We start from the raw sequence: 21,895 nt of genomic DNA, 5'->3' as shown, positions 1-21,895 counted from the left end.
AGGGAGGAAACCATGATCAAGCGTCGCACCTTTACCCTGTTGGCCGCCGTGTCCGCGGCAACGGCCTTTGCGCTGCCCGTGGCGGCCGAGGACTATCCGTCGCAGCGGCTGACCTACACGATTGCCTTTGGTCCGGGCGGCGGGAATGACCGCATGTCGCGCACCGTCGTGGACATTTTGCGCCAATACGACCTCTATCCCGGCAACATCGTCGTCGAGAATCGCGAAGGTGGCAGTGGCGCGGTCGGGTTCAGCTATGTCAGCCGGAAAGCGGGCGATCCCTACCGGCTGACATCGACCAGTGGCAATTTCATCGGGACCCCGTTGGTGGCCGATACGGATTGGACCTATGCCGATTTCACGCCCATCGGGCTGTTGGCGAGTGACGCCATGTTGCTGGTGGTCCGCTCTGATTCCGACTTTGGCGATCTGGACACATTCGTGGACGCAGCCAATGCGGGGCGCGTGACCATCGCAGGCAGCGGATCCGCCGGACCCGAGCGGGTGACTGCCGCGCTTTTTGCCAAGTCCGCCGACATTGAATTTGAATACGTGCCCATCGGATCGGGTGGCGAGCTGGTGACCGCGTTGACCTCGGGCAGTGTCGACGCCGTCGTCGCTAACCCGTCCGAAGTCGCAGGCCAGCTGGACGCAGGCACCTTGACCGCCCTCGCCTTTTCCGATTCCGCCCGCAGCACGAACAACCCGGACGTACCGACGTTCATGGAGCTCGGCTATGACTTCAGCTTTTCCCTGCCGCGCGGCGTAGTGATGCCCGATGATCTGGATCCCGCGGTACAGGATTGGTGGGTCGAAACCTTGAAAAAGGTCGTCGAAACGCCCGAATGGCAGGCCTATCTGGTCAAGAACGGGATGTCCGGCAATCCGATCTGGGGTGACGACTTTGCCACCTATCTCGAAGAGACCAGCGCGCAATACCGCGCCACCCTGGTCGAGATCGGCGCCATCCAGAACTGACCCTCGCACCTTGGCCGGGCGGACAACTGCGCGCCCGGCCTCAATTTTACATGACATTTCGAGAGGGGGGCAAACCCCATGAAACAGTGGTTCGCCGCAGGTCTGCTGGCATTGGCCGTCGGCTACACGCTCTACGGGCTTGGCACGCTCACGCTCGTGACGGCATCGGGCCGCCCGGCCGCCGGGTTCTTTCCTCTGGTGATCGGCGCATTGCTTGTCTTGGCCTGCGCCATCAATCTGTGGGGCGACATCCGTGAATGGCGGCATGCGCAGCGCACCGGCATCACCCCCGTCCACCTGGCCGACCCCGAAGCGGAGGCCAAGGCGGACGCGCTGGGTGTGGATGCCCATGCCATCGATGGCGGCCCGGAGTTTGGCCGCGATGTGCTGGTCGTATTTCTCTATATCTGCGGGTTTGTCGCCCTTCTGAACGTGCTCGGCGCGCTACTCGCGATGCTCGTGTTCATGCTCGCCTACCTCTTTACCTTCAATCGCGCCCACCCGGTCAGCAACGTGATCTACAGCCTGGCACTCCCCGCCTTTCTCTATGGGCTGTTCAAGATCCTGCTGAACGCGTCGCTGCCACTCGGCCCGCTTGGCTTTTAACCCCGCTTACGTCCTGCGAAAGGAACACTCCGATGCTTGCTGAAATCGCATCAAATCTCTCATTGGGGCTCAGCATCGCGGCCTCTCCCGAAGGCTTTCTGTTTCTGGTGATCGGCGCATTCCTGGGCATGGTCGTCGGGCTGTTCCCCGGCTTTGGCCCCGCGGCGGGGATTGCCGTTCTGATCCCCATGACCTTCGGACTGCAACCGACCATCGCCATCATCATGCTGGCGGGCATCTATTACGGGTCGATGTATGGCGGCACGATCACGTCGATCCTGATCAACACGCCCGGTGAATCCGCAACCGTTGCATCGACCATCGACGGTTATCCGCTGGCCAAGAAAGGGCGCGCAGGCCCCGCGCTGGTCATGCAGGCCATCGCGTCGTTCTTTGGCGGCACCATCGGCGTCATCCTGATCACAGCGCTGGCCCCGTCGCTTGCCAATTTCGCCGCCTCTTTTGGCCCGTCGGAATACTTCCTGATCATCGCCGTGGGGCTGCTGATGCTGACCACGATGATGGGTGACAACAAATTCAAGGGGTTCATCTCCGCCCTGATCGGCTTTGCTATCGGCACCATCGGTGTCGACGTGATGAGCGGTCAGCAAAGATACACATTCGGCTCGCCCGAGTTGATCGGCGGGGTCTATTTCGTTGCGGTGGCCATCGGGCTTTTCGGGATCGGAGAACTGCTGCACTGCATCTTCAACGGCCAGCATCGCCAACCGGCCACGCGCCTGCGCATCAGCTTTCGGGACAAGGAATTCTGGCCGTCGCGTCAGGACTATTACGAGTCCCGTTTCACCTTCTGGCGCGGGTCGGCCATCGGCTTTGTCGCGGGCGTGCTACCCGGTTCCGGGGCCACGCTGGGGTCGATAATCGGCTATTCGGTGGAAAAGAAAATTGCAAAGGACCCCGAGAAATTCGGCATGGGCGAGATGCGCGGCCTCGTGGCACCCGAGGCCGCCAACAATGCCGCCTCCGCCGGTGCCATGGTCCCGCTCCTGTCGCTTGGCATTCCCGGATCCGGGGCCACTGCCGTCCTCCTGGGCGCGTTTCTGATGTGGGGCCTCCAGCCCGGCCCGCTCCTGATCGTGAATGATCCCGAATTTGTCTGGGGCCTGATCGCCAGCATGTACCTTGGCAACATGATCCTCATCGCAATGAGTATCTTTGCCATCCCGCTTTTCGTGAAATTCCTCGACATCCCTTATGTGAACGTGGTGCCGGTGATCGTGCTGCTCTGTGTCATCGGGGCTTTTGCCATCAATGCCAGCATCATCGAAACATGGATCCTCGTGCTCAGCGGGCTGGTCGGGTTCGCGATGAAAAGCTACGGCTATTCACCGGCGGCCACCGTGCTCGCCCTCGTGCTTGGCGGCATGGCAGAAGAGACATTCCTTCAGACCTATATCATCTCCCAAGGCACCATGAGCCTGTTCTGGGAACGGCCCGTGTCGCTGGTTCTGTCGATCCTTCTGCTGATGATTATCGCGGTTCCTGTCACGCTGTCCTTGATGAACCGGGCAAAGGGCGCAACCGAACCGGGCTGATCATTGGACCTTGCATCGCCAAAATGCCGAAAACGCGCTTACAATTTGCTCTTCGAGATGCAAACTGGGGTCGTGATTTGAACAGGGTCCGGAGGACCAGCCAGAGCCATGCGGACAAGCGACCTTCCCCAGCGTATCTCGCGCCGGCTGTTGCAGGACATCGCCGCGGGCAGCATCCGGGCGGGGCAGCATCTGGGCGCGCAGCAACTGGCCGACCGCTACGGCGTCTCCCGCACGCCCATCCGCGAGGCGATGAATATCCTTGCCGAAAGCGGGTTTCTGATCCGCGAGGCAAACCGTGGCTACTTCGTCGCCGATCCCGATCCCAAGGCGCTCAGCGCGCAGCTCGACCAGCAGCCCGCATCGCTCAACGACGCCTACCACAAGCTGGCCGAGGATTGGCTGACCGGCAGGCTGCCCGAAGAAGTCACCGAACAGCATTTGCGGCAGGAATACGAATGGTCCAAATCCTGGACCAACGACATCCTCGTGCGCGCCACCCGCGAAGGCTGGGCCGAGCGCAAGGAAGGCTATGGGTGGCGGTTCCTGCCCGTGGCCAACACACCCGAATCCTTTGACGAAATCTACCGCTTTCGGATGGCCATCGAACCGGCCGCGATGCTCGAACCGTCCTTTGAACTCAATCGCCAGATCCTCAGCGAACAGCGCCGCATTCAGGAAAGCATGCTCGAGATGGATTTCAGCGCTGTTCCCGCGGAATCCCTGCTCAAGAACGGGTCGCTCTTCCACGAGGAGCTGATCAAACTGTCGGGCAATCCGTATTTCCTCATGGCACTGCAACGGGTCAACCGGATGCGGCGATTGATGGAATACCGGGCCGAGATCAACCATGACCGCCTCGTGGAACAGTGCACAGAGCACCTTGAAATCCTGTCACTGCTGGAGGCAGGCAATATCGTCGATGCCTCGTACCGGATGCGGCAGCACCTCAGCGGCGCGCTCAAACGCAAGTCCCCGCTTGCGTGGAACTGGGCGGCGGACAATGATCCGGGGCACAACAAACAGGCCGCACCATGAAAAACGTCGCACTCGTCGCGCATGACAAGAAAAAGGATCAGTTGATCGCGTGGGTCAAGGATCACGAGGCCGCGCTGTCCGCCTGCACCCTCTATGGCACGGGCACCACCGGCGGACGGATCAATGACGAAACGGGCCTGTCCGTGACACGGCTCAAGAGCGGCCCGCTGGGCGGGGACGCGCAAATCGGCGCGATGATTGCCGAGGGCAAGCTTGATACGCTGATCTTCTTCATCGATCCGCTGTCGGCCCTGCCCCATGACGTTGACGTCAAATCGCTTTTGCGGCTGGCCATTCTCTATGACACCGCCCTCGCCGTGAACGAGGCGACCGCATCGCGCCTGATCCCGGCGTGATCGGCTCAGACCGCCTGCAAACCCGCCTCAAGCGCACTGAGAACCTGATTGATCTCGTCTTCGGTCACGACCAGCGGCGGTGACATCATGATGTTGTTGCCCCCGACACGCACCATCGCGCCCGCCTCGTAAATGGCCTTGTGCAGGCGTTTCATCGTGTCCGCATCCATCGGTGTCTTGGCGCTTGGGTCGCTGACAAATTCCAGCCCCGTCATCAGGCCATGCCCGCCGCGCACATCGCCCAGAACATCGAATTTTTCGGCAAGCCGCTGACATCCGTCGAACAACTGCGTGCCACGTGGCCCGGCATTGGCCTTGGTATCAAGCCGCAGCGTTTCCGCCAGGCAGGCCGTGACCGCCGCCGCACCCACGGGATGCGCCGAATAGGTGTAGCCGTGGAAAATCGCACCATCCGCGTCCGCCTTTTCGAACACCTCGGCCACGGGTTCCGACATCAGCGCCGCACCGACGGGGAAATAGCCCGATGTTATGCCCTTGGCACAGCTCATCATGTCGGGCTGCACGCCCCAATGGCGGCTGCCGCTCCAATCGCCCGTACGGCCAAAGCCTGTGATGACCTCGTCCGCGATCATCAGGATGCCATATCGGTCGCAAATCTCGCGCATCAGCGGCATGAACGTCTCGTGCGGGACAATCACGCCGCCCGCGCCCTGAATAGGCTCCATGATGAATGCGGCGATGCTGCCCGGCCCCTGAAACTGGATCTCGTCCTCCATCGCGGCGGCAATGTTCTGGGCCAGCACGGCGGGGTCGGTTTCGTGGAATGGGTTGCGATAGGGGTAGGGCGACGGCAGGTGGAAACATCCGGGCATCAGCGGCTCATAGGCAATGCGGAACCGGTTGTTGCCATTGACCGAGGCGCCGCCGAAATGGGTGCCGTGATAGCCCTTCTTGAGGCTCAGGAACTTGGTGCGGCCCGGCTCGCCCTTGATGCGGTGGTACTGCCGCGCCAGCCGCAGACAGGTTTCCACCGAATCCGACCCGCCGGAGGTAAAAAACACCCGCGCCATGCCGTCCTCGGCGAAAAATTCGCGCACGGCATAAGATGCCTCGATCGCCGTGGGGTTCGAGGTGCCGAAGAATGCGGAATAATAGGGCAGGTCATAAAGCTGCTTGGCAATCGCGTCCTTCACCACGTTGTTGGAATAGCCAAGGTTCACGCACCACAGCCCGCCCACCGCGTCCACGGTCTTGTGCCCGTCGATATCCTCGATCACCGACCCCTCGGCCCCGGTGATGATCGTCGGCGCATGGGCCATGGCCTCACCCGGATGGCCCATCGGGTGCCACATGTGGCGGGCATTGTTGGCGCGCAGGAAATTGTCGTCTTTCATCTCGGGGCCTCCCATGGCTACACCCCAACAAGGCCACGAACCGGCGCGTCGCACAATCCATATTGAAATCGATTGCATAATTTTTAATCGCACCGCACAGTCCACGCCCAGATAACGGCGCGGACCGAACCGCCTTGCGTTCCACACCGGACCGCCAGGCCCTAGGGTCGCGTGATAAACACCTGGGAGAACACGTATGATCAGACAAACCTTTGCGGCCTTTGCCGCAGCCGCCCTCATGACTGGCGCGGCCATGGCCGAAACCAAGGTGCCCTTCGCGCTCGACTGGAAATTCGAAGGCCCCGCCGCCCCCTATTTCGCCGCCATCGACAATGGCCACTTTGGTGCCGCCGATCTGGACGTCGAAATCTCTGCCGGTCAGGGATCGCTCGACGCCATTCCCAAGGTCGCCACGGGCGCCTTCCCCATGGGCTTTGCCGACATCAACAGCCTCGTCAAATTCCTCGACCAGAACCCCGGCGCGCCGGTCACAGCCGTGATGATGGTCTATGACAAACCGCCCTTTGCCATCGTGGGCCGCAAGTCGCTGGGCGTCTCCGAGCCCAAGGACCTCGAAGGTCGCGTGCTGGGTGCCCCGCCCCCGGACGGCGCTTGGGCGCAGTTCCCGGCCTTTGCCACCGCAAACAACCTCGACGTCGACAAGATCACGGTCGAGCCTGTGGGCTTTCCCACGCGCGAGCCGATGCTGGCCGAAGGCAATGTGGCGGCTGTGACAGGGTTCAGCTTCTCGTCCTTCTTGAACCTCGTGCGTCTGGGTGTGCCGGAGGAAGACATCTCCACCATCCTCATGGCGGATTACGGGCTTGAGCTTTACGGCAACGCGATCATCGTCAACACCGACTTTGCCAGCGCAAACCCCGAGATCGTCACCGGCTTTCTCACCGCTGTGGCCGCAGGTTGGAAAGACGCCATCGCCGATCCCGCCAAGGCCATCGAAAGCCTGATCGAGCGGAACCCGGCAGCAGATGCGGCGCTGGAAACCCGCCGCCTGCAACTGGCCATCGACGCCAACGTGCTGACCGACAACGTGGCCGCCAACGGGATGGGCGGTGTGGATGCCGCGCGCATGGAGACCGCTCTGGGCCAGTTGGGTGAAACCTACGAGTTCCAAAATGCGCCCGACGCGAGCCTCTATTTCACCGACGCGTACCTGCCCGCAGCAGATGCGCGGATGTTGAAGTAAGCGGGAAAGACGGCGCACGCCCATGACAAACCTGATTGATATCAAGGGCGTGCGCCACGCCTACAAAACCCCCTCCGGCCCGCTGCCCGTTCTGGACGGGCTGGAGCTGTCCGTGCCCGAAGGCGGCTTTGCCGCTGTCGTTGGCCCCTCGGGCTGCGGCAAATCCACGTTGACGCGGCTCGTGGCCGGGCTGATGAAGCCTGATGAGGGCGAGGTCTGGCTGCACGGCGATCTGGTCAAGGGGCCGAAATCCACCGTTGGCATGGCCTTTCAGAACCCTGTCCTGCTGGAATGGCGGACGATCCTGCAAAACGTGATGCTGCCGCTTGAGATCGTCTCCACCGGCATGAATAAACGCCAACAAGAGGACCGCGCGCGGCACTTGCTGGACCTTGTCGGGCTGTCGGGATTCGAAGACAAACGCCCCTCAGAACTGTCCGGCGGCATGCGCCAGCGCGCGTCGCTCTGCCGGTCGATTGTGCACAAGCCCGAGGTGCTGATCCTCGACGAACCCTTTGGCGCGCTGGATGCGTTCACGCGCGAGGACCTGTGGCAGACCATGCACAAGGTCAAAGCCGAAGAGCCGTTCACCGGCGTGTTGATTACCCACGACCTGCGCGAGAGCATCTTTCTCACCGATCAGGTCATTGTGCTGTCGGGACGGCCCGCGCGTACGCAATACGTGATGGATGTGCACCTGACCGGCGAACGGGACATCGAAATGCTCTATACCCCCGAAAGTGCGGAGGCGCTGAACATCCTGCGTCAGCAGATCCGCATCGCCCAAGGAAGGGACGCGGCATGACCCTTCGCCAGATCGGCGTGCCTCTGGCCGCGCTCATCCTCTTTGGTCTGTTCTGGGAGTGGCTGGTCTGGGTCAATGGCTGGCCGAATTACAAGATGGCCTCGCCCAGCGACATCTGGCCCGCGTTCTGGAAGTTCCGCGGCCTGTTTCTGGAATACGGGTGGGACACGCTGTGGCGCACGGTGGCGGGCCTGTTGCTGGCGGTGGTGTTCGGCGTGTTTCTGGGCATGATCATGGGCCTGTCCAAGACGATGCGCGATGCGCTTTATCCGTTGTTGGTTGGGTTCAACGCAATCCCCAAGGCGACCGTGGTGCCGATCGTGGCGCTGATGTTCGTGGGCCAGCACGACATGAACACGATCCTGATCGCGTTCCTGATTTCGTTCTTTCCCATCGCCGTGTCGGTGTCCATCGGGCTGTCGACGCTGGAGCCGGAATACCGCGATATCCTTGCATCGCTGGGCGCGTCGAAGTTCACGATCTTCTGGAAGATCGCCTTGCCCAAGACGCTGCCGGAATTCTTTGGCGCGCTGAAGGTGGCGGTGACGCTGGCCTTTATCGGGACCAACCTGATGGAGATCGTGGAGCCGCATGGCCGCGGGCTGGGGCATTTGTTTGACAGCGGCAAGATCAGTGCGGATTACCCGCTGATGTTCGCGGTGCTGATCGCCTTGGCGCTGATGGGGATTGTCCTTTATTACGTGGTGGTCGCGCTGGAAAAGGTGTTCGCCGGCTGGGCCGAGCGCAATCCCGGCTGATCCTTGCGGCGCGCGTGCCGCGCACGACATGTTTCAGGGGGCTCTGCCCCCGGCGCATGCGCGCCTCCCCCGAGGTATTTGTCGCGAAAGGAAGATCAGGCGGTGATAGTGTAGCCGGGGTCGAGTGCGTGTTCTTCGAGGTTTGCGCCCGGTCCGATGCGGTCGATGACGGCAAAGAGGCCCGGTGCGTGCAGCGGGGTCAGGACGCCGTGCCATGTGCCACGGTGGAAGTTGATCGCTTGGCCCGGTGCCGTAAGGAATGCCTGTGGCGTGGCGGTTTTGTCCCGGGCCACGGTGACGAGGAAGCCGTGTTCCGACATCGGGACAAAGCATTGCGAGCCGTCCGGGTGTCGTTCCAGCAGGTCGAGCGTGTAGGGCAGTTGGCGGGGTTGGGCCTGGAACAGGCTGATGCCTGCACGGCCACCGGTGAAGTCCATCTGCGCCCGGTCGTGGTAGCGGCCGCAGAGGCCGGCGTTTATGATCTTGTCCGGATCACCGGCGCAGTCCAGCACATCGCCGAAGGGGGCGAAGGCCCGGGCGGTCAGGGGTTGCGCCTTGATCTCAGAGCGGGACATGGCGGTTCACGTCCTTGTAGAGCAGGTAGCGGAACGGGCCGTCGCCTGTGGCGATGCAGGCTTGCGGGCAGAAGGCGCGCAGCCACATGAAGTCGCCCGGGCCCACCTCGACCCAGTCGCGGTTCAGCAGGTAGCGTGCGGTGCCTTCGAGCACGTAGAGCCCGTGTTCCATCACGTGGGTTTCCGCAAAGGGGATGCGCCCGCCCGGTTGGAAGTTCACGATGTTGACGTGGCAGTCATAGCGCATATCGAGCGGGTCGAGGAAACGCTGCGTGGCCCAGAGGTTGCCACAATCAGGCATGGCGGCGGCGGGGACATCCGTGTCGTGGGTCACGACCGCCTCGGGCAGACCCACACCTGCCCCCGGCACGTATTTCTTGCGGATCCAGTGCGCGCCGCAGGGCGCATCCGACCGGTTCCACAGGGTCCAGCGTGCGCCCGGCGGGATATAGGCAAAGCTGCCCGCGCGCAGTTCGTGCAGGTCCGCGCCCACGGTCAGGTGCGCGGTGCCGTGCGCCATGAACAGCACGGCCTGGGCGTCCATGTCCGGTTCGGGGTCGTTGCTGCCGCCTTCTGGGGCAAGCTCGATGGCGTATTGCGCGAAGGTCTCGGCAAAGCCGCTGAGCGGGCGCGCGAGGATCCACGCGCGCGTGCGGTCCCAGCCGGGCAGAAAGGACGTGACGATGTCGCGTTGCACCGAGGCAGGGATCACCGCATAGGCTTCGGTGAAGACCGCGGTGCTTTCTGGGTTTTCGTTCTGGCCGGGCAATCCGCCGGGGGGAAAGGCGTATGTCATCCCATCGCCTCCAACCGCAGGCGCGCGATGCGTTCGACCTGTCGGCAGGCTTCGGCCATTTCAGTGTCCGTGTCATTGCCGATCCGCCGGTCGAAGGCGCGCAGAATGCCCGCCTTGTCGTGATCCTTGACCGCGATGATGAAGGGGAACCCGTGCTTGGCCACATAGGTGCTGTTGCGCGTGTCGAACTGGTGGCGTTCGTCGTCGGTCAGCGCATCGAGGCCTGCGCTGGCCTGTTCGGATGTACTCTCCGCCGTCAGACGCTTGGCCGCGGCCAGCTTGCCCGCCAGATCGGGGTGGGCGCGCAGCACGCCCAGCCTCTGGTCCTGCGAGGCGGCGCGGAAGACACGGCAGAGCGCATTGTGCAGCCCTTGGGGTGTATCATGGGCAGGCCCCAGTTCGAGCGCATGCGCGCCCTCGGCAATCCATGGGGAGTGTTCAAAAATGGAGCCGAACAGGTCCACGAACGCCGCTCGGTCCAGCAGGTGCCAGCCGCGCGGTTGCACCGGCGGATGCGCGTCGGCCCAATGCGCGGCGATGTCCTGACGGCGCGCGCACCACACCCCTTCGAACCCCTGCACATAGTCGATGAACCGGCGCAGCGCCTGCACCCGACCCGGTCGCCCGATCAGGCGGCAATGCAGGCCCACGGACATCATCGCGGGCCGCCCTGCCACCCCTTCGGCATAGAGCGCGTCGAACGTGTCGCGCAGATAGGCAAAGAACTGGTCGCCCGAATTGAACCCCTGCGGCGTGGCAAAGCGCATGTCGTTGCAATCGAGCGTATAGGGCAGGATCAGCTGATCCCGGTCGCCAACACGCGTCCAGTAGGGCAGGTCATCGTCATAGGTGTCGCTGATCCAGTCGAACCCGCGCGCCGCCGCCAGCGCCACGGTGTTGACCGAACAGCGGCCCGTGTACCAACCGCGCGGGGGCGTGCCCGTCACCTCAGTGTGCAGCGCGATCGCCGCATCCATGTCCGCCGCCTCGTCTTCTGGCGTGTGGTCCTTGTAGTCGATCCATTTCAGCCCGTGCGACGCGATTTCCCACTCGGCCTCCTGCATCGCCTCGACCTGCGCGGGGCTGCGCGCCAGCGCCGTGGCCACGCCGTAAACCGTCACCGGCACACGGCTCTCGGTGAACAGACGGTGCAGCCGCCAGAACCCCGCACGCGCGCCATAGTCATAGATCGATTCCATGTTCCAATGCCGCTGCCCCGGCCACGGGGCGGCGCCCACGATCTCGGACAGGAACGCCTCGGACGCGGCATCGCCGTGCAGCAGGCAATTCTCGCCCCCCTCTTCGTAGTTCAGCACAAACGACACGGCGACGCGTGCACCGCCTGGCCAGGCCGCATCGGGTCGGTCCGCCCCATGGCCGTGAAAGTCGCGCGGATATCGTGGTGGCAGGTCTGCCATGGACTTCCCTTTGTAATCAGAGTGAGATGCGCTCAATCTGAGAGAAACGGGGGCCGGATGCAATGGCTGCGGGATATCTGACGACACATGTTCTGGACACGGCGCGGGGTTTGCCCGCTGCGGGTATAAAGATTGCGCTCTACGTCGTGTCCGGCAACAGCCACCGCATGATTGCGGAGGCCGAGACAAATGCCGACGGGCGCACCGATACGCCCATCCTGCCGCAGGGCAAATTCAAGCCCGGGCAGTACGAACTGATCTTTTTCTGTGGTGACTATATCGATGCGCATGGGCTGAACGGTGAGGCGGTCAAGTTCCTCGACCAGATCCCGATCCGGTTCGGTATCTCGGACGCGGACGCGCATTACCACGTGCCGCTGCTGCTCTCGCCCTTTGGCTATTCGACCTATCGCGGCAGCTAGGCAACCGCCTCCAGCAGGGTCAGGTGCGCGGTGCCAAACCGCCGCGTGTCCACGGCCGCATAGCCTACGGGCGCGTCCATGACACGCTCTTCTTCCCACACAACCAACGCGCCGGGCCGCAACCAACCGTGCACGGCCCCCAGCGCCTTTTGTCCCAATCCCTTGCCATAAGGCGGGTCGAGGAACACCAGATCAAAGGGGCCCTGTGCCTTGGCCCCCAACCGTGTGGCATCCCCACGCATCAAAGCCGCGGCCCCGCCTGCCTGCAACTTGGCCATGTTCTCCGAAATCAGCCGCTGGCCCACACGTCCGTTTTCCACGAACACCACCCGTTCCGCCCCGCGCGACAGCGCCTCGAACCCTAGCGCGCCGGTCCCTGCAAAAAGGTCCAGCACCTGCGCTCCTTCAATCACGTCGCGGTGGGTCAGCATGGAAAACAGGCTCTCGCGCACCCGGTCCGGCGTGGGCCGCAAATGCGCCCCCGGATCGCCCTTGCCCACCGTAGCGAGCGGCACACCGCGCCAACGCCCGGCAATGATCCTCACTTGAGCAGCGCCTTGAGGTCCCCCGCAGGGTCCGCCACCACCGCCGGGTCCGCATCCTTGCCCGCCTCGATCAGCCGCTTGCCGATCATGTAGGCGCGCGGATCATTGGCCGCATCGACGGCCAACAGGGTGTCGCCACGGTAGTACCAGAATGACTGCGCCGCACCGCCATCCCGCGTCACCACGCGGTCATAGCCGGTGTTGAGCCCCGCAATCTGCAATTTCACATCGTACTGATCCGACCAGAACCAGGGCCGCGCGACGTATTCCTTGCCCGCCCCCATGATGTTCTCGGCCACGCATTCCGCCTGATCAATGGCGTTGGGCACGCTTTCCAACCGAATGCGCGCGCCGCGATATGGGAACGACGCGCAATCCCCTGCCGCCCAGACATGAGGCACATTGGTCCGCCCCTGCGCATCCGTGGCAATCCCGTTGTCGAGTGCGACACCCGCCGCCTCGGCCAGCGCCGTGGCCGGGGTGATGCCCACACCGACAATCACCAGATCCACGTCCAGCGTGGTGCCGTCCGTCAGCTCGGCCCCCGTCACGGCTGCGTCGCCCAGCAACCGGGTCAAGCCGACGCCCTCGCGCAGATCCACACCATGCCCGGTATGCAGGCTGCGGAAATAGTCGCTCGTCTCAGGTGCTGCCACACGTTGCAGGATCCGCTCCGCCATCTCGACCAGAACGACGTTCAGACCCAGCTTGGAACAGACCGCCGCCGCTTCCAGCCCGATATATCCGCCGCCCACGATCAATACCGTCTTGCCCGCTGCACAGACCGGCGCCATCGCGTCCACATCCGCCAGATCGCGCACCACGAACACGCCGTCCAGATCACCGCCAATGGCCGCAGGCAGGCGGCGCGGCTCCGACCCGGTGGCAAAGACCAGATCGGTATAGGACAGATCGTCGTCCCCCACACGCACCGTTTGCGCGCCCGTATCGATCCCCGTCACCACGGACCCAAGACGCAGATCAATGTCGTGTTCGGCATAAAACGCCTCCGGGCGCAGGAACAACCGCTCCAGCGGCATCTCCCCCAGCAGATAGGCCTTGGACAAGGGCGGCCGCTGATAGGGCGGCACAGGCTCCGCCCCGATCAACGTCACCGCCCCCTCGAACCCGCCATTGCGCAACTTGGCCACACAGGACGACCCCGCCTGCCCTGCCCCGATCACCACCACATGGCTCATTTGCCCAACCTTTGTTCTCGCCCTTTACCGACGCGCAGCCTATATCGCTCTCCAAGGCATAGGCAATTCCAAGAAAGGCCCAAACACATGGCAATTTCCCAAGGCGACACACTTCCCGACGCAACCCTGTCCTATCTGGGCGACGATGGCCCCGCCACGCTCCAGCTCAGCGAAAAGACCAAGGACCGCAAGGTCGTGATCTTTGCCCTGCCCGGCGCCTATACCGGCGTGTGCAGCACCGCCCACGTGCCCAGCTTTATCCGGACCAAGGACCAGTTCACCGAAAAAGGTGTGGACGAGATCATCTGCATCTCCGTCAACGACCCCTTCGTGATGAAGGCATGGGGTGAGGCGACAGGCGCCACCGCCGCAGGCATCACCATGCTGGGCGACGCCGAGGCCGCGTTCACCAAGGCCATGGGCCGCGACTTCTCCGCCCCGCCCGCGGGCCTCATCGACCGCTCCAAACGCTATGCGATGGTGGTGGAAAACGGCACCGTTACCCTGATCCAGGAAGAAGAAAATCCCGGCATGTGCGAAGTTTCCGGCGGCGAGGCCCTGCTCGACGCCATGTGAGCGGCGCGCCAAATCAGGAATGTCGTAAAAGGCCCCCGGTATCGGGGGCCTTTTTCCTTTGGATCACTCCGCCGCTTGAACAAGCGTACGCGTGGGGAACGGAATATCCACATCGGCCGCGTCCAGCGCTTCCTTGACCTTGCGCTTCATGTCCGCCTGATACTGGAAATAAACAGCACTGTCGCACCACACCCGCACCAGGAAATCCACCGAACTGTCGCCCAGATTGTTCACCTGAATGAACGGCTCTGGATCGCTATGCGACCGGTCGTCCGCCATGATCGTGTCGCGGATCACATCCTCGGCCTGTTTCAGGTTCACACCGTATCCCACACCAAACGTCCACTCGGCCCGGCGCTTGGGATAGATCGAATAGTTGGTGATTACATTTCCCCACACCTCGGAATTGGGGATGATCACCTGCACATTGCTCAGGTCCGCCAGCTCGGTAAAGTTCAGCGTCACGTCCTTGACCGTGCCCATCTTGCCCGCCACGTCGACAAAATCGCCGATCTTGAGCGGTCGGAACAGGATCAGCATCACGCCCGCCGCCACATTCGACAACGTCCCCTGCAAGGCCAGACCAATCGCCAGACCGGCCGCACCCACGGCCGCCACCACAGATGTCGTCTGCACCCCGAAGGTGTTCAGCACGATCAGAAAGGTGAACCCCAGAATGATATAGCGTACCAAGGAGCCGAGGAAGTTGAACAGCGTGTCGTCCAGATGCCGGTGGTTCAAGCCGATCTTGCGCACCCGCCGTCCGGCCCATGCCGCAATCGTCCAACCCACGAACAGAATGGCAATCGCGGCCAGAACCGACCCCACAATCGACGCCAGAAACTCCAGCGACATGAAATCGCCCAACGTCTTGCCGTCCCACACCTCGGTGGACATCAAATTCTGAATATATTCCATTTGTTAACCCGCCAGACTGTCCATTTTGCGCGCCAGTTTCACATCCAGCGTGCTGATGCCACCGACATCATGGGTGGTCAGGGTCACATCAACGGTCTTGTAGACATTCGACCACTCGGGGTGGTGGTCCCACTTCTCCGCCCAGATCGCCACGCGGGTCATCCAGCCAAACGCCTCAACAAAATTGTCAAAGACGAAGGATTTGAAAATCGCATCACGCCCGTCAACAACCTCCCACCCGGTCTCCTTCAGCGGATCCAGCAGGGTGTCGCGCGTCTCTGCGCTCAATTTCTCGGTCATTCCTGTTCCTCGATCTGGACCCGCTTGAAGGGTCCGTAATCCGTGAGAATTTCAATCTCCTCTTCCACCGCCTCACGTTCGGCTTCGAGATAGTTGGCAATCGCATCGGCAAAGCCCGCGTCGCCAACCCAATGCAGGCTATGGGTCTGGTTCGGCAGATATCCCCGCGCCAGCTTGTGTTCGCCCTGCGCGCCCGCCTCGACACGGGCCAGCCCGCGCTCGATCGCGATGTCGATCGCGCGGTAGTAACACAGTTCGAAATGCAGGCACGGATGATGCTCCACACAGCCCCAATAGCGCCCGTATAACGCATCCGCTCCGACAAAGTTCAACGCACCGGCAACAAAACGCCCGTCTCGTTCGGCCAGCACCAGCGCCATGTCGTCCCGCAATGTCTCCTGCGCGATGTCAAAGAACCGGCGCGTCAGATAAGGCGTGCCCCATTTGCGCGCGCCCGTGTCCTGATAAAATTCCCAGAACGCGTCCCAATGCTCAGACCGCAGGTCATCCCCGGAAAAGGTGTGGATCACGCCGCCAAACTCCTGCGCCTTCTTTCGCTCCTTGCGGATGTTCTTGCGCTTGCGGCTGCTCAACGTCGCTAGAAACCCGTCGAAATCCGCATATCCGTCGTTCAGCCAGTGAAACTGCTGCGTGGTGCGCGGCATCAGGCCGAGCGCGGCGCCCGCCTCCCGCTCCGCCTCTGTGCAAAACGTGACGTGCAGTGAACTCAACTGGTTGTTCGCCCCCAGTTGTACCGCCCCCTGCACCAGCGCCGACAGGCCGGTTTCCGCAAAATCAGGATGCGTCAGAAACCGCCGCCCCGTGGCGGGTGTGTGCGGCACCGCAATCTGCAGCTTGGGGTAATACCGCCCCCCCGCCCGCTCATAGGCATGGGCCCAGTTGTGATCAAAGATGTATTCGCCCTGACTGTGCCCCTTGGCGTACATCGGTGCCACCCCGATGGTCTGCCCGGCCAACACAGCTTGCAGGTATTGCGGCTGCCATCCGGTGCCGGGGCCCACCGAATTGCTGTCCTCCAGCGCCTTGAGAAACCGGTGCGTGGTGAACGGATCATTGGGCCGCCCGCCGCCTGCCGCTTCGGGGCAGGCGCAGGCATCCCATGTCGCCGGATCAATGGCCTTTAGGCTGGGCAGAACACGGATTTCGATCTCTTGCTCGGACACGCGATCTCCCTTTGACGACAGAGCCTTGAATGTGTGTCACAAGCGCTGCGGTTCAACAGGGTTGCGCAGCCAGATAACCTTCGAACGTCACATTTTCCGCAACCGTGCGCGCTTCGGCCTCTTGATGGGGCGACCGGATGGTCCAGCACAGCACATTTGCCCCGGCACCCTTCAGTTCCGCAACCCGCGGGCGCGCAAGGTCCGCGGCCTCGTGACTGATAAAGCTGGCCCCGACCCGGTCATAGTCCGGGATCTCGCGCAACCGCTCGCAGGTCTCGACCGGCAAGGGCCAGGCCGACAGCTCAAAAGCGCTGGTCACCAGACCGCGCGGCACGTTCGGGCACAGGACCGCCATGCACAGCACGCTGTTGGGGTTGAACGACATCACCGCAAGCGGGCCGGGATAGCCGGTGATCGCCGTGCCCACCGCCGCCTCAAGCGGGCCGATATTCGTACCCATCGCGCCGTCCTGATCCTTGATCTCGATCAGCAGCGGCACCTGTCCGTCCACCAGTCGCAACACCTCATCCAGTGTGGGAATACCCTCTTCACCACCACGGAGTGTGATGTCCCCAAGTGTCCCCGCGGGGACAGACCGCACAGGTCCAGTGCCGTGGGCCAGCCGGGCCAGGTCATAATCGTGAAACACCATTGCGCGATCGTCGGCGCTCAGTTGCACGTCGATCTCGATGCCATAGCCATTATCAATGGCCGCACGGATCGATGCGCGGCTGTTTTCCGGTCTGACATCCGTGACGTCGTGCAGCCCCCGATGCGCCAGCGGCGCAGCGAGAAACCCCTTCGGCAGTTGCGGTGTCATTGGACCTGAAAGATCCCTTCGATCTCGACCGCGACGCCCAGAGGCAGCGCCGCCGCAGAGACCGCAGAGCGGCTATGCCGTCCCGCGTCGCCCAGCGCTTCGACGAGGAAGTCGGACGCGCCGTTGATGACCTGCGGCTGGTTGGTGAAATCGGCGGTCGAATTCACAAAGCCGGTCAGCTTGACCACCCGCACAAGGCGCTCGATGTCGCCGCCGCACGCCGCCTTGACCTGCGCCAGCAGGCTGATCGCACATGTCTTGGCCGCGGCAGCCCCCGCTTCGACCTCGAGGTCGTCGCCCAGCTTGCCAGTGATCAACCCGTCCGGGCCGTTCGAGATCTGGCCCGAGACATAGACGATGTCACCGATCTGGACAAAGGGCACATAGTTTGCAGCGGGCGCGGGCGCATCCGGCAGGGTGACCCCCAGTTCGGCAAGGCGGGCTTCGATCGACATTTGGACATCCTTTCAGTCTTCTTTTCCCGGACGCTAGACTGACTGGCCGCCAGAGGAAAGACCCCCTTCAGGATTCGCGGAACGCCCGGTTGAAATAGTCGGCCACCGGCTTGATCAGGTAGGTCAGAGGCGACCGGTCCGCGGTGCGGATGAACGCCTCGACCGGCATGCCGGGGATCAGCACCTGGTCCTCGGCAAGCTTGTCCAGCTCACCGGGGTTCAGCACGATTTCCGCACGGTAGTAACTGATCCCGATTGCCTCGTCCTCGAACGAATCCGCCGACACTAGCGCCACCTCGCCGATCAGTTCCGGCGTTGTCCGTTGATCCAGCGCGGAAAACCGCAGGTTCACCGTCTGGCCTTGGATGATCTGGTCGATATTCAGCGGATCGACACGCGCGGCAATCACCAGCGGCCGGTCCTGCGGAATGAGGAACAGCACCGGATCGGCGGGGCGCACGACCGATCGCATCGTCTGCACGCGCATGTTGTAGACGATGCCCGACACCGGCGCGCGGATCGCCATGCGTTCGATGTCCGTCCGCAGGGCAAAGCGTTGCTCGATCAGCTCAAGCTCGCGGGCGCGCAGATCGCGCAGGCGGCTGATCGCCTCCTCGCGGCGCTGCGAGCTGAGGCGGAGGATTTCGATATCAACTTCGGTGATGCGCTGTTCGGCCTGCGCCTTGTTGGCGGCCAGCTCGCCCAGCTGTCCGTCCAGCGAGGCCGACTGCCGTTGCAGGGCCAGCACGCCCGACGCCTGCGTCAGGCCACGGTCCAACAGGCTTTGCTGTGCCTCCAGTTCGGATTCGATCAGTTCAAGCTGACGGCCCAGCGATGCTTCCTGCGCCTCGATACCAACGATCTGGTTCCCGGTCTGCTCGGCACGTTTTTCCAGCTGTTCAACCTGCCGCGCCACGGAATCGCGGCGGGCAAAGAACAGGTTGCGCTGGCCTTCGACCAGTTCCGCGACCTGCGGATCGGCCTCGGCTGCTTCCAGCAACTCCTGATCAAACGTAATTGTGTCGCGTTCGTCCCGCTCGGCCTCCAGGCGGCCACGGCGTGCCATGAATTCAAAGAGCTGGCCCTCGACGATGGCAAGGCTCGAGTCCATCTGCTGGACATCCAGCTGGACCAGCAGATCGCCCGCCAGCACATCATCGCCTTCCTGCACCGCGATCTCGGTGACGACGCCACCGGTGGGATGCTGCACGACCTGCCGGTTCTGGTCGACTTCGATGCGGCCGGGCGCAATGATCGCGCCCGCGATTTCCGTATAGACCGCCCAGGCAAAGAATCCGCCCAACAGGCCGAACAGGCCGAAATATCCCAGCACCAGCGGCCGGGTCGCAGACCATTTCCGAGTGCTCATGTCACGCCTCCTGCCCCTTTGGGCGCGTTCTGAATTTGCTGGTGATTGACCACCATGGACTTGAGAACCTCGTCCTTGGGCCCGAACGCCGCGCGGGCCCCGTTTTCCAGCACCAGCAGAAGGTCGCATTCCTGAATGGCCGCCGGACGGTGGGCCATGATGATGATCGACCGGTTGTCTGCCTTGGCCACCTTGATCGCCTGGTTCAGCGCCTCGTTGCCCTCGTTGTCGAGGTTGGAGTTCGGTTCATCCAGTACCATGATCACGGGATCATCATAAAGCGCGCGCGCCAGACCGATCCGCTGGATCTGTCCGCCGGACAGGCGTTGCTGGCCAGAATTGATCCGCGTGTCGTACCCTTCGGGCAGTTCAAGGATCATCTTGTGCGCATCGGCCTTTTGGGCGGCGGCCACGACCTTGGCATCGTCCGGTTGCAGCGACAGGCGGGCAATGTTTTCCGCAATCGTGCCATCGAACAGCTGCACCCGCTGCGGCAGATAGCCGATGTGGCGGCCCAGAACATCAGGGTCGTATTGGTCCAGCGCCGCGGAATCGAGACGCATCGATCCGCCCGCCGGTCGCCAGACGCCGGTGATGCAGCGGGCCAGTGTCGACTTGCCCGCACCCGACGGCCCGATCACGCCCATCGCCATGCCCGGCGGCAGGTCAAAGTTCAGCCCCCGCAGGGCGGCGACCTTTTCACCGGGCGGCACGACGGTCAGCGATTTGGCCACCAGCCGCGCCTTGGGCTTGGGCAGTTCGGTGCGCGTGGGTTCAGGGCGCACAACGCCCAGCAATTCCGACAGCGCGTCCCAGCCCTTGCTGGCACGCTGTGCGGTCTGCCACTGGGTCAGCATCGTCTCGATCGGCGCCAAGGCCCGGCCCAGAAGGATCGAACCCGCGATCATCGCGCCGGGCGTCATCTCGTTTTGCAGAACCAGATAGGCGCCGAGGCCCAGCATTGCGCTTTGCAAAAACAGGCGCAGCGTCTTTGTCAGCGACGTGAACCCACCGCCCACATCCGTGGCCTTGATCTGTTCCTCAAGGGCGGTGCCACGGGCGGTCTGCCAGCGGTCAAAGGCGGCGTTGCGCATGCCCATGGCCTGCACCATCTCGGCCTCGATCCGGATCTGGTCGGACATCATGGCCGCCACCTGACCGGCCTGACCGGCCCGCAACTGCGGACGCTTGGACATCAGTTGGTTGACCAGCGCGATCAGGATCAGAACGGCCCCGCCCGCCACGGCAAGCCAGCCCAGCCACGGATGGAAGAGAAAGATCCCGGCGATAAAGATCGGGGTCCACGGCAGGTCGAAAAACGCGATCAGCACGGGCGAGGTCAGAAACCTCTGGATCGCTTCGAGGTCGGCCAGACCGGATTGCGTTTTCAGATCGGGCGCCAGCGCGGATTTGCGCACGACCGCATCGAACACCCGGCGGTCCAGCGCGTCCTGAAACCGCGCGCCGACACGCGCCATGATGCGCCCACGGGTGAAATCCAGAATGCCCATGACGCCGTAGAGAAACACCACCAGCAGGGACAGTGCGATCAGCGTTTCCTCGCTGCGGCTGCCCAGCACGCGGTCATAGACCTGAAGCATGTACATCGGACCGGTGAGCATGAGCAGATTGGCAAACATGCTGAACAGGCCAACGGCCCAATATAGTCCCCGGCTGCCGGCCCGCGCGCTACGTAATTCGGCGAGTCCGGCCTGTTTGAAATCGTTTTGCATAGGCACCTTTTTGCTTGTCTGGCTGCCACAGTGTAAGAATGTCTCACCTTCGGTCTAGTTTGTCTGTCACGCAAGTGCCACATGGGGGTACAGGATTTTTTCCAACTATGGGCATTTGGACCAGAGGTATTAGGTAGGTGTTCGGAATTCAGGTCGGAGACATTCATTGACGGTTTTTGCACGAATAAAGCGCGCAGCGATCTTGCTGGTTGCAGGTGCATCCCTTGCCGCCTGTGCGGCGTCTCCGGACGTGTCGGTGTCACCCGACGGCGTATATGACCCTTACGAGCGGCAGAACCGCAAGGTACACGCGTTCAACCGTGGTCTGGACCGCGCCATCGTGCGGCCCGCAGCCATCGGATATTCGACCATCCTGCCGGACGAGATCGAAGACAGCGTGGGCCATTTTGCCAAGAACCTCGGCCAGCCATCCGTTGTCGTGAACAGCGTGTTGCAAGGGGATTTCCGCGGCGCGGGCATCTCGACCGTGCGGTTCCTGACGAACTCGGTTCTGGGGATTGGCGGGCTGTTTGATGTGGCCACCGATTTCGATGTGCCGCAGCACGACACCGATTTCGGCGAGACGCTTTATGTCTGGGGCGTAGGCGAAGGCGCCTATCTGGAGCTGCCGGTTCTGGGCCCATCGACACAGCGCAACACGGCCGGAAAGGTCGTGGATCTGTTCACCAACCCGCTCAGCTATACGCTGGAAAGCCCCGAGGCTTACTACGGAACAATCGCCGGTGTGGCATCCGGGCTGGGCACGCGGGGCCGGTTCTCGGACACGGTGGATTCCATTCTATACGAAAGCGCCGACAGCTATGCGCAGGCGCGCCTGATCTACCTGCAAAACCGCAGGTTCGAGCTGGGCGATGGTGAAGCGGCAACGGAGATCGATCCGTTTGCCCTGGATACGGAAGGGTTTTGAT

Annotated in this window: 24 protein-coding genes; 11 read left to right on the top strand and 13 right to left on the bottom strand. The window is 62.8% G+C overall.

Going from position 1 to position 21,895, the window contains the following annotated elements; translation table 11 throughout:
• Positions 1-12 precede the first annotated feature (12 nt).
• From Q0949_RS00960 to Q0949_RS00940, 5 genes are all read left to right on the top strand, one after another.
• The gene (locus Q0949_RS00960; RefSeq protein ID WP_299367273.1) at positions 13-978 is read left to right on the top strand and encodes a tripartite tricarboxylate transporter substrate binding protein; all 966 of its coding nucleotides are present in this window, start codon (positions 13-15) and stop codon (positions 976-978) included.
• Positions 979-1,056: 78 nt separating this feature from the next.
• The gene (locus Q0949_RS00955; RefSeq protein ID WP_299367271.1) at positions 1,057-1,584 is read left to right on the top strand and encodes a tripartite tricarboxylate transporter TctB family protein; all 528 of its coding nucleotides are present in this window, start codon (positions 1,057-1,059) and stop codon (positions 1,582-1,584) included.
• A 32-nt stretch (positions 1,585-1,616) separates the two neighbouring features.
• Complete coding sequence (locus Q0949_RS00950; RefSeq protein ID WP_299367268.1) at positions 1,617-3,140, top strand: tripartite tricarboxylate transporter permease; 1,524 nt, start codon at positions 1,617-1,619, stop codon at positions 3,138-3,140.
• Positions 3,141-3,248: 108 nt separating this feature from the next.
• Complete coding sequence (locus tag Q0949_RS00945; protein ID WP_299367265.1) at positions 3,249-4,178, top strand: GntR family transcriptional regulator; 930 nt, start codon at positions 3,249-3,251, stop codon at positions 4,176-4,178.
• Positions 4,175-4,534, top strand: coding sequence for a methylglyoxal synthase (locus tag Q0949_RS00940; RefSeq protein WP_299367261.1), 360 nt, complete (start codon positions 4,175-4,177; stop codon positions 4,532-4,534). The genes Q0949_RS00945 and Q0949_RS00940 overlap by 4 nt, the downstream gene beginning before the upstream one ends.
• Positions 4,535-4,539: 5 nt before the next feature.
• Here Q0949_RS00940 and Q0949_RS00935 read toward each other — a convergent pair whose 3' ends face one another.
• The gene (locus Q0949_RS00935) at positions 4,540-5,889 is read right to left on the bottom strand and encodes an aminotransferase class III-fold pyridoxal phosphate-dependent enzyme (RefSeq protein ID WP_299367259.1); all 1,350 of its coding nucleotides are present in this window, start codon (positions 5,887-5,889) and stop codon (positions 4,540-4,542) included.
• A 196-nt stretch (positions 5,890-6,085) separates the two neighbouring features.
• Here Q0949_RS00935 and Q0949_RS00930 point away from each other — a divergent pair, with 196 nt between their 5' ends.
• The 3 genes from Q0949_RS00930 to Q0949_RS00920 are packed head-to-tail and all read left to right on the top strand — an operon-like array spanning position 6,086 to position 8,656.
• The gene (locus Q0949_RS00930) at positions 6,086-7,093 is read left to right on the top strand and encodes an ABC transporter substrate-binding protein (RefSeq protein ID WP_299367256.1); all 1,008 of its coding nucleotides are present in this window, start codon (positions 6,086-6,088) and stop codon (positions 7,091-7,093) included.
• Positions 7,094-7,115: 22 nt separating this feature from the next.
• Positions 7,116-7,898, top strand: a complete 783-nt coding sequence (locus tag Q0949_RS00925; RefSeq protein ID WP_299367253.1) for an ABC transporter ATP-binding protein — start codon at positions 7,116-7,118, stop codon at positions 7,896-7,898.
• A complete protein-coding gene (locus tag Q0949_RS00920) occupies positions 7,895-8,656 on the top strand; it encodes an ABC transporter permease (RefSeq protein WP_299367249.1) in 762 nt (253 codons plus the stop codon). Before Q0949_RS00925 ends, Q0949_RS00920 begins: the two co-directional genes overlap by 4 nt.
• Positions 8,657-8,751: 95 nt before the next feature.
• Here Q0949_RS00920 and Q0949_RS00915 read toward each other — a convergent pair whose 3' ends face one another.
• Genes Q0949_RS00915 through puuE form a run of 3 tightly spaced genes read right to left on the bottom strand, consistent with a single transcriptional unit; the run spans position 8,752 to position 11,445 of the window.
• Positions 8,752-9,231: an ureidoglycolate lyase gene (locus Q0949_RS00915; RefSeq protein WP_299367246.1), complete on the bottom strand. Its 480-nt coding sequence runs from the start codon at positions 9,229-9,231 to the stop codon at positions 8,752-8,754.
• The gene (locus tag Q0949_RS00910) at positions 9,218-10,027 is read right to left on the bottom strand and encodes a bifunctional allantoicase/(S)-ureidoglycine aminohydrolase (RefSeq protein WP_299367243.1); all 810 of its coding nucleotides are present in this window, start codon (positions 10,025-10,027) and stop codon (positions 9,218-9,220) included. Before Q0949_RS00910 ends, Q0949_RS00915 begins: the two co-directional genes overlap by 14 nt.
• The gene (puuE, locus tag Q0949_RS00905; protein ID WP_299367240.1) at positions 10,024-11,445 is read right to left on the bottom strand and encodes an allantoinase PuuE; all 1,422 of its coding nucleotides are present in this window, start codon (positions 11,443-11,445) and stop codon (positions 10,024-10,026) included. Before puuE ends, Q0949_RS00910 begins: the two co-directional genes overlap by 4 nt.
• A 62-nt stretch (positions 11,446-11,507) precedes the next feature.
• Here puuE and uraH point away from each other — a divergent pair, with 62 nt between their 5' ends.
• The gene (uraH, locus tag Q0949_RS00900) at positions 11,508-11,867 is read left to right on the top strand and encodes a hydroxyisourate hydrolase (RefSeq protein ID WP_299367237.1); all 360 of its coding nucleotides are present in this window, start codon (positions 11,508-11,510) and stop codon (positions 11,865-11,867) included.
• Here the strand turns inward: uraH and rsmD are convergent.
• Positions 11,864-12,412, bottom strand: a complete 549-nt coding sequence (gene rsmD / locus Q0949_RS00895) for a 16S rRNA (guanine(966)-N(2))-methyltransferase RsmD (protein ID WP_299367234.1) — start codon at positions 12,410-12,412, stop codon at positions 11,864-11,866. The two genes, uraH and rsmD, sit on opposite strands and share 4 nt — an antisense overlap.
• On the bottom strand, positions 12,409-13,611 hold the full coding sequence (locus Q0949_RS00890) for an FAD/NAD(P)-binding oxidoreductase (protein ID WP_299367232.1): 1,203 nt from the start codon (positions 13,609-13,611) through the stop codon (positions 12,409-12,411). Before Q0949_RS00890 ends, rsmD begins: the two co-directional genes overlap by 4 nt.
• Before the next feature lie 87 nt (positions 13,612-13,698).
• On the opposite strand from Q0949_RS00890, the gene Q0949_RS00885 reads away from it, so the two are divergent.
• Positions 13,699-14,187: a peroxiredoxin gene (locus Q0949_RS00885; protein ID WP_299367229.1), complete on the top strand. Its 489-nt coding sequence runs from the start codon at positions 13,699-13,701 to the stop codon at positions 14,185-14,187.
• Positions 14,188-14,250: 63 nt separating this feature from the next.
• Here Q0949_RS00885 and Q0949_RS00880 read toward each other — a convergent pair whose 3' ends face one another.
• From Q0949_RS00880 to Q0949_RS00850, 7 genes are all read right to left on the bottom strand, one after another.
• Positions 14,251-15,105, bottom strand: a complete 855-nt coding sequence (locus tag Q0949_RS00880; protein WP_299367226.1) for a mechanosensitive ion channel domain-containing protein — start codon at positions 15,103-15,105, stop codon at positions 14,251-14,253.
• 3 nt (positions 15,106-15,108) lie between these two features.
• Positions 15,109-15,405, bottom strand: a complete 297-nt coding sequence (locus Q0949_RS00875; protein ID WP_299367223.1) for a 4a-hydroxytetrahydrobiopterin dehydratase — start codon at positions 15,403-15,405, stop codon at positions 15,109-15,111.
• Complete coding sequence (locus Q0949_RS00870) at positions 15,402-16,589, bottom strand: GNAT family N-acetyltransferase (RefSeq protein WP_299367220.1); 1,188 nt, start codon at positions 16,587-16,589, stop codon at positions 15,402-15,404. Before Q0949_RS00870 ends, Q0949_RS00875 begins: the two co-directional genes overlap by 4 nt.
• Before the next feature lie 52 nt (positions 16,590-16,641).
• Positions 16,642-17,409 (bottom strand): glycerophosphodiester phosphodiesterase family protein, encoded by a 768-nt coding sequence (locus tag Q0949_RS00865; protein WP_299367217.1) that lies wholly within the window; start codon positions 17,407-17,409, stop codon positions 16,642-16,644.
• The gene (locus tag Q0949_RS00860; RefSeq protein ID WP_299367214.1) at positions 17,406-17,864 is read right to left on the bottom strand and encodes a RidA family protein; all 459 of its coding nucleotides are present in this window, start codon (positions 17,862-17,864) and stop codon (positions 17,406-17,408) included. The genes Q0949_RS00865 and Q0949_RS00860 overlap by 4 nt, the downstream gene beginning before the upstream one ends.
• A gap of 67 nt (positions 17,865-17,931) precedes the next feature.
• Entirely contained in the window at positions 17,932-19,233 is a 1,302-nt protein-coding gene (locus tag Q0949_RS00855) for an HlyD family type I secretion periplasmic adaptor subunit (protein WP_299367211.1), read from the bottom strand.
• Complete coding sequence (locus Q0949_RS00850; protein WP_299367208.1) at positions 19,230-20,966, bottom strand: type I secretion system permease/ATPase; 1,737 nt, start codon at positions 20,964-20,966, stop codon at positions 19,230-19,232. Before Q0949_RS00850 ends, Q0949_RS00855 begins: the two co-directional genes overlap by 4 nt.
• A 202-nt stretch (positions 20,967-21,168) precedes the next feature.
• Between Q0949_RS00850 and Q0949_RS00845 the strand changes: the two genes are divergently transcribed.
• On the top strand, positions 21,169-21,894 hold the full coding sequence (locus Q0949_RS00845; protein ID WP_299367205.1) for a VacJ family lipoprotein: 726 nt from the start codon (positions 21,169-21,171) through the stop codon (positions 21,892-21,894).
• The last annotated feature ends 1 nt before the right edge of the window (position 21,895 follow it).

The sequence above is a fragment of the uncultured Tateyamaria sp. genome (assembly GCF_947487805.1).
Lineage (GTDB): Bacteria > Pseudomonadota > Alphaproteobacteria > Rhodobacterales > Rhodobacteraceae > Tateyamaria.
This window is presented reverse-complemented; position numbering and strand designations above follow the sequence as displayed.

What these genes read in the sequence shown, in the direction of transcription:
- Q0949_RS00920 (WP_299367249.1), top strand. Translation starts at nt 7,895, where the DNA reads ATGACCCTTCGCCAGATCGGCGTGCCTCTGGCCGCGCTCATCCTCTTT.
- Q0949_RS00880 (WP_299367226.1), bottom strand. Translation starts at nt 15,105, where the DNA reads ATGGAATATATTCAGAATTTGATGTCCACCGAGGTGTGGGACGGCAAG.
- Q0949_RS00875 (WP_299367223.1), bottom strand. Translation starts at nt 15,405, where the DNA reads ATGACCGAGAAATTGAGCGCAGAGACGCGCGACACCCTGCTGGATCCG.
- Q0949_RS00885 (WP_299367229.1), top strand. Translation starts at nt 13,699, where the DNA reads ATGGCAATTTCCCAAGGCGACACACTTCCCGACGCAACCCTGTCCTAT.
- uraH (WP_299367237.1), top strand. Translation starts at nt 11,508, where the DNA reads ATGGCTGCGGGATATCTGACGACACATGTTCTGGACACGGCGCGGGGT.
- Q0949_RS00930 (WP_299367256.1), top strand. Translation starts at nt 6,086, where the DNA reads ATGATCAGACAAACCTTTGCGGCCTTTGCCGCAGCCGCCCTCATGACT.
- Q0949_RS00850 (WP_299367208.1), bottom strand. Translation starts at nt 20,966, where the DNA reads ATGCAAAACGATTTCAAACAGGCCGGACTCGCCGAATTACGTAGCGCG.
- Q0949_RS00860 (WP_299367214.1), bottom strand. Translation starts at nt 17,864, where the DNA reads ATGTCGATCGAAGCCCGCCTTGCCGAACTGGGGGTCACCCTGCCGGAT.
- Q0949_RS00960 (WP_299367273.1), top strand. Translation starts at nt 13, where the DNA reads ATGATCAAGCGTCGCACCTTTACCCTGTTGGCCGCCGTGTCCGCGGCA.
- Q0949_RS00935 (WP_299367259.1), bottom strand. Translation starts at nt 5,889, where the DNA reads ATGAAAGACGACAATTTCCTGCGCGCCAACAATGCCCGCCACATGTGG.
- Q0949_RS00910 (WP_299367243.1), bottom strand. Translation starts at nt 10,027, where the DNA reads ATGACATACGCCTTTCCCCCCGGCGGATTGCCCGGCCAGAACGAAAAC.
- Q0949_RS00925 (WP_299367253.1), top strand. Translation starts at nt 7,116, where the DNA reads ATGACAAACCTGATTGATATCAAGGGCGTGCGCCACGCCTACAAAACC.
- Q0949_RS00950 (WP_299367268.1), top strand. Translation starts at nt 1,617, where the DNA reads ATGCTTGCTGAAATCGCATCAAATCTCTCATTGGGGCTCAGCATCGCG.
- Q0949_RS00890 (WP_299367232.1), bottom strand. Translation starts at nt 13,611, where the DNA reads ATGAGCCATGTGGTGGTGATCGGGGCAGGGCAGGCGGGGTCGTCCTGT.
- Q0949_RS00915 (WP_299367246.1), bottom strand. Translation starts at nt 9,231, where the DNA reads ATGTCCCGCTCTGAGATCAAGGCGCAACCCCTGACCGCCCGGGCCTTC.
- Q0949_RS00945 (WP_299367265.1), top strand. Translation starts at nt 3,249, where the DNA reads ATGCGGACAAGCGACCTTCCCCAGCGTATCTCGCGCCGGCTGTTGCAG.
- Q0949_RS00955 (WP_299367271.1), top strand. Translation starts at nt 1,057, where the DNA reads ATGAAACAGTGGTTCGCCGCAGGTCTGCTGGCATTGGCCGTCGGCTAC.
- Q0949_RS00855 (WP_299367211.1), bottom strand. Translation starts at nt 19,233, where the DNA reads ATGAGCACTCGGAAATGGTCTGCGACCCGGCCGCTGGTGCTGGGATAT.
- puuE (WP_299367240.1), bottom strand. Translation starts at nt 11,445, where the DNA reads ATGGCAGACCTGCCACCACGATATCCGCGCGACTTTCACGGCCATGGG.
- Q0949_RS00940 (WP_299367261.1), top strand. Translation starts at nt 4,175, where the DNA reads ATGAAAAACGTCGCACTCGTCGCGCATGACAAGAAAAAGGATCAGTTG.
- Q0949_RS00865 (WP_299367217.1), bottom strand. Translation starts at nt 17,409, where the DNA reads ATGACACCGCAACTGCCGAAGGGGTTTCTCGCTGCGCCGCTGGCGCAT.